The 4,557-nt window shown below is 74.2% G+C and carries 6 protein-coding genes; 3 read left to right on the forward strand and 3 right to left on the reverse strand.

Annotated features, from left to right (window positions below):
- Both H5J33_RS24535 and H5J33_RS24540 read left to right on the forward strand, forming a co-directional pair.
- Positions 1 to 498: YidC/Oxa1 family membrane protein insertase (locus H5J33_RS24535; RefSeq protein ID WP_181797052.1), on the forward strand; the 498-nt coding region annotated here is incomplete at its 5' end.
- Between the two features lie 138 nt (positions 499 to 636).
- The gene (locus H5J33_RS24540; protein WP_181797053.1) at positions 637 to 1,494 is read left to right on the forward strand and encodes a fumarylacetoacetate hydrolase family protein; all 858 of its coding nucleotides are present in this window, start codon (positions 637 to 639) and stop codon (positions 1,492 to 1,494) included.
- Between the two features lie 84 nt (positions 1,495 to 1,578).
- Here the strand turns inward: H5J33_RS24540 and H5J33_RS24545 are convergent, their stop codons facing one another.
- The 3 genes from H5J33_RS24545 to H5J33_RS24555 all read right to left on the reverse strand — a co-directional run bounded on the left by H5J33_RS24545 (position 1,579) and on the right by H5J33_RS24555 (position 4,092).
- Entirely contained in the window at positions 1,579 to 2,445 is an 867-nt protein-coding gene (locus H5J33_RS24545) for an LLM class F420-dependent oxidoreductase (RefSeq protein WP_181797054.1), read from the reverse strand.
- Between the two features lie 94 nt (positions 2,446 to 2,539).
- Complete coding sequence (locus H5J33_RS24550) at positions 2,540 to 3,022, reverse strand: heme-degrading domain-containing protein (RefSeq protein ID WP_181797055.1); 483 nt, start codon at positions 3,020 to 3,022, stop codon at positions 2,540 to 2,542.
- Entirely contained in the window at positions 3,019 to 4,092 is a 1,074-nt protein-coding gene (locus H5J33_RS24555; RefSeq protein ID WP_181797056.1) for a Gfo/Idh/MocA family oxidoreductase, read from the reverse strand. Before H5J33_RS24555 ends, H5J33_RS24550 begins: the two co-directional genes overlap by 4 nt.
- A gap of 83 nt (positions 4,093 to 4,175) precedes the next feature.
- Between H5J33_RS24555 and H5J33_RS24560 the strand changes: the two genes are divergently transcribed.
- A partial coding sequence (locus H5J33_RS24560) for a winged helix-turn-helix transcriptional regulator (protein ID WP_181797057.1) occupies positions 4,176 to 4,557 on the forward strand: 382 nt, incomplete at its 3' end.

Below are 4,557 nucleotides of genomic sequence, written 5' to 3' on the forward strand. Positions count from 1 at the left end.
GAGCGGCTCCAGCGGGCCGTGCTCGAACTGCACGCCCAGGAGAAGGTCTCGCCGCTCTCCGGCTGCCTGCCCGGCCTGCTCCAGGTGCCCGCCTTCTTCCTCCTCTACCACCTCTTCTCCAGCACCACGATCGGCGGCGAGAGCAACTCCCTGCTGGACCACCGGCTGTTCTCGGCGCCGCTCGGCGGACGCTGGGCCGACGCGCTCGCCGACGGCGGGGTGTTCGGCCCGGCCGGGCTGGTCTACCTCTGTCTGTTCGCCCTCGTCGCGGCCGTCGCCACCGTCAACTTCCGGCGCGCCCGGCGGACGACGGCCGGGCAGCCGGCCCCGGCCGTCGGCGGCGAGCAGGTGCCCGGCCTCGCTGCGGTCGCCCGGGTGACGCCGTTCCTGTCCTTCCTCACCCTCGTCTCGGTGGCGTTCGTCCCGCTGGCCGCCGCGCTGTACATCGTCACCAGTACGGCGTGGAGCGCGGCGGAACAGTCCCTGCTGTACCGCTGAGCGGTACCGGGCGTCCTGGTTACGGTCCAGTACCTGAACAGGGTCTTGCGGACTGGACGGGGGAATTGGAGGATCAGCCAGTCCTTTCGATGGCTGCACCCATCGGCGGGGCGCCCGTGATCGAGGGAGACGGTGACCATGAAGCTGCTGCGAGTCGGTACGGCCGGGGCCGAACGCCCCGCACTGCTCGACGCCGACGGGGTCCTGAGGGACCTGTCGGGCCTCGTGGACGACATCGACGGCGCCCTCCTCGCCGACGAGGAGGCGCTCGGACGGATCCGGGCGGCGGCCGGCTCCGGTGAACTGCCCGCGCTGGACGCGGCCGGACTGCGTATCGGCCCCCCGGTCGGCCGCATCGGGAAGGTCGTGTGCATCGGGCTGAACTACCACGACCACGCGCGCGAGACGGGCGCCGAGCCGCCCGCCGAGCCGGTCGTCTTCCTCAAGGCGCCGGACACGGTGGTCGGGCCGAACGACACGGTGCTGGTGCCGCGCGGCTCGGTGAAGACGGACTGGGAGGCCGAACTCGCCGTCGTCATCGGCCGTACGGCCCGCTACCTGGACTCGGCGGAGGAGGGGCTCGCGCACATCGCCGGGTACGCGCTGGCGCACGACGTCTCCGAGCGGGAGTTCCAGATCGAGCGGGGTGGGACCTGGGACAAGGGCAAGAACTGCGAGACGTTCAACCCGCTGGGACCCTGGCTGGTGACGGCCGACGAGATCGCCGACCCGCAGGACCTGTCGCTGAGGCTGTGGGTGAACGGCGAGCTGAAGCAGGACGGCACGACGGCCGAGCAGATCTTCCCCGTGGGGGAGGTCGTGCGCTACCTCAGCCGGTTCATGACCCTGTACCCCGGCGACGTCGTCAACACGGGCACGCCGGCCGGGGTGGCGATGGGCGCGCCCGAGCCGAAGCCGTACCTGCGGGCCGGGGACGTGGTGGAGCTGGAGATCACGGGGCTCGGCCGGCAGCGGCAGGAACTGAAGGACGCGTAGCCGCACCGCCGGGAGCACCGGGAGCACCGGGGCCCGGGGTGACGGCCTCGCCCGCCCGGCCCCGTGCCCCTCGGACCGGACCGGTCAGCCCAGGAGGGCGGCGAGGGCGCGCCACTCCTTCCTCGGCGGGATCTCGCCGGTGTGCTCCGTGACCACCTGGAGGGCGACATGGTCCGCGCCCGCCTCGTGGAAGGCGGTGACGCGCTCGCGGATCCGGGACTCGTCGCCCCAGGCGAAGACCGCGTCGACGAGGCGGTCGCTGCCGCCGTCGGCGACGTCCGCCTCCGTGAAGCCCAGCCGCAGGAAGTTGTTGGTGTAGTTGGGCAGTTCCAGATAGTGGGCCAGGTAGGCGCGGGCCGTCTCCCGGGCGCGGCCCGGGTCGGACTCCAGGACCACCTTCAGCTCGGGGGCCAGCAACGGCCCCGCGCCCAGGATCCGCCGGGCCTGCTCGGTGTGTTCGGGCGTGGTCAGGTACGGGATGGCGCCGGCCGCGCGGTCCCGGGCCAGCTCCAGCATCCGGGGGCCCAGCGCGGCCAGCACCCGCCGCTCGGCGGGCACGCCCGCCCGGTCCAGTTCGTCCAGGTACTCGACCATGGCCGCGTACGGGCGGCGGTACTCCTTCACCCGCGGGCCGTGGCTCACCCCGAGGCCCAGCGCGAACCGGCCCGGGTGCGCCGTCTCCAGCCCGGCGAAGCCGGCCGCCGTGGTGGCGGCGTCCTGCTGCCAGACGCTCTGGATGCTGGTGCCGACGACGACGCGCCGGGTGGCGCCGAGGAGCGGGGCCGCGTGGTCCGCGGTGCTGTTGCCGCCGAGCCAGATCGCGCCGTACCCGAGTTCCTCGAGCTCGGCCGCGGCCTCGTCCAGCTCGCCGCGCCGGGCCGGGTCCTCGGCGCGCAGTTCGATGCTCCAGACGCCGTACCGGCCGACGCTCTCCTTCAGTGCGGTGGTCATCGGATCGATCCCTCCGGTGGTGGACAGTGCCGTGATCGTCAGGCCTTCGGTCCTGCCAACCGGAGGGTGACCCGGGTTGATTCCCGCCGTTCCCTCAGTCGGCCGAACGGCCGAGGAACTCCTCCAGCGTCTCCACCACGAACCGGTGGTCCTCGACCTGGGGCAGGCCGGAGACGGTCACCGCGCCGATCACGCCGGCGCCCTCCACCGTGACCGGGAAGGAGCCGCCGTGCGCCGCGTAGGTGTCCGGGTCGAGGCGGGAGGACTCCTCGAAGGTCGTGCCCTTGGCGCGGAAGCGGGCGCCGACCAGGTAGGACGGGGCGCCGTAGCGCTCCACGACCCGGCGCTTGCGGGCGATCCAGGCGTCGTTGTCCGGGGCGGAGCCCGGCAGGGCGGCGTGGAAGAGCTGCTGGCCGGCCCGGTGGATGTCGATGGCGACCGGCGCCCGGCGCTCGCGGGCCCGCTCGACCAGGAGGCAGCCGAGCGACCAGGCGTCCTCGTGGGTGAACCGCCGGAAGACCAGGCGCCGTTGCTGCTCCTCCAGCTCGGGCACGGTCGGGGTGTTCTCGGGCGTCACAGGGTCACCGTCACCTTCTCGCGGGCGGACCGGCGGGCCGCTTCCAGTACGTCGAGCGCGGCGGCGGCCTCCAGGGCGGTCACCGGGTTGGGTCCGGTGCCGCGCAGGGCGGCGGCGACGGCCGCGTAGTAGGCCGGGTAGTCGCCCGGCAGGGTCGGCACGGGGGTGCCGGCGCCGGTCAGCGGGGACTCCCCGGAGCCGATCCGGCCCCACAGGGACTCGTCCTCGGTGCCCCAGCCGGCGGTGGTGCCGGGCCGGCCGCCCTCGCGCAGCGCCGCCTCCTGCGGGTCCAGGCCGTACTTGACGTAGCCCGCGCGGGAGCCCAGCACCCGGAAGCGGGGGCCGAGCTGGGCGGCCGTCGCGGAGACGTGGAGGTGGGAGCGGACGCCGCTCGCGTGGGTGAGCGCGATGAAGGTGTCGTCGTCGGTCTCGGCGCCGGGGCGGCGGATGTCGGTCTCGGCGTAGACCTCGGTGGCCGGGCCGAAGAGGACCAGGGCCTGGTCGACGACATGGCTGCCGAGATCGTAGAGCAGGCCGCCGATCTCCGCGGGGTCGCCGGACTCGCGCCAGCCGCCCTTGGGCCTGGGGCGCCAGCGCTCGAAGCGGGACTCGAAGCGCCAGGCGTCGCCGAGCGCGCCGTCCGCCAGCAGGGTGCGCAGGGTCAGGAAGTCGTTGTCCCAGCGGCGGTTCTGGAAGACCGAGAGCAGCAGACCGCGCTCCTCGGCGAGGGCGGCGAGCTGCCGGGCCTCGGCCGCGGTGCCGGCGACCGGCTTGTCCACGACCACCGGCAGGCCCGCCCGGAGCGCGGTGGTGGCCAGCGGTACGTGCGTCTTGTTCGGGGAGGCCACGACGACGAGGTCCAGCTCGTCCGCCCGGTCGAACAGCTCCTCGGCGGTGGCGGCGAGCCGGACCTCCGGGAACTCGGCGAGGGCCTGCTTCTGCCGCTCCGGGCTGGAGGTGACCACGGTGTCCAGGGCGAGGCCCTCGGTGGCGGCGATCAGCGGGGCGTGGAAGACCGAGCCGGCGAGGCCGTAGCCGATCAGGCCGACGCGGAGGGGGGTAGCAGTCATGCGTCCCACTTTGGCAACGCTGTTGCGAAAGTGCAAGCGGAGGGGAGAATGGGGGCGTGAACAGGAGTGAGCCGAGGGCGGGGATGACGGGGGACAAGGGCGTCGCGGGGGCGAACCTGGGACTGGTGCGCAGCCACAACACCGCACTGGTGCTGGGGCTGCTGAGGGACGCCGGGGCGGAGGGCATCAGCCGGCTGGAGCTGGCCGAGCGCACCGGGCTGACCCCGCAGGCCGTCAGCAAGATCACCGCGCGGCTGCGGGCGGAGGGCTTCGCCACGGAGGCCGGGCGGCGGGCGTCCACCGGGGGCAAGCCGCGGACCGTCCTGCGGCTGGTGCCGGAGGCGGGGCACGCCGTCGGGGTGCACCTGGACCGCGACGAACTGCGCGCCGTGCTCGTCGACCTCGACGGGACCGTGGTGGCCGGACGGCGCGCGGAACTGGACCTGGGGGCGGGGGCCGAGGCCG

The organism is Streptomyces sp. WELS2 (genome assembly GCF_013870595.1).
In the GTDB taxonomy this organism is placed as follows: domain Bacteria; phylum Actinomycetota; class Actinomycetes; order Streptomycetales; family Streptomycetaceae; genus Streptomyces.

What these genes read in the sequence shown, in the direction of transcription:
- H5J33_RS24540 (WP_181797053.1), top strand. Translation starts at nt 637, where the DNA reads ATGAAGCTGCTGCGAGTCGGTACGGCCGGGGCCGAACGCCCCGCACTG.
- H5J33_RS24545 (WP_181797054.1), bottom strand. Translation starts at nt 2,445, where the DNA reads ATGACCACCGCACTGAAGGAGAGCGTCGGCCGGTACGGCGTCTGGAGC.
- H5J33_RS24555 (WP_181797056.1), bottom strand. Translation starts at nt 4,092, where the DNA reads ATGACTGCTACCCCCCTCCGCGTCGGCCTGATCGGCTACGGCCTCGCC.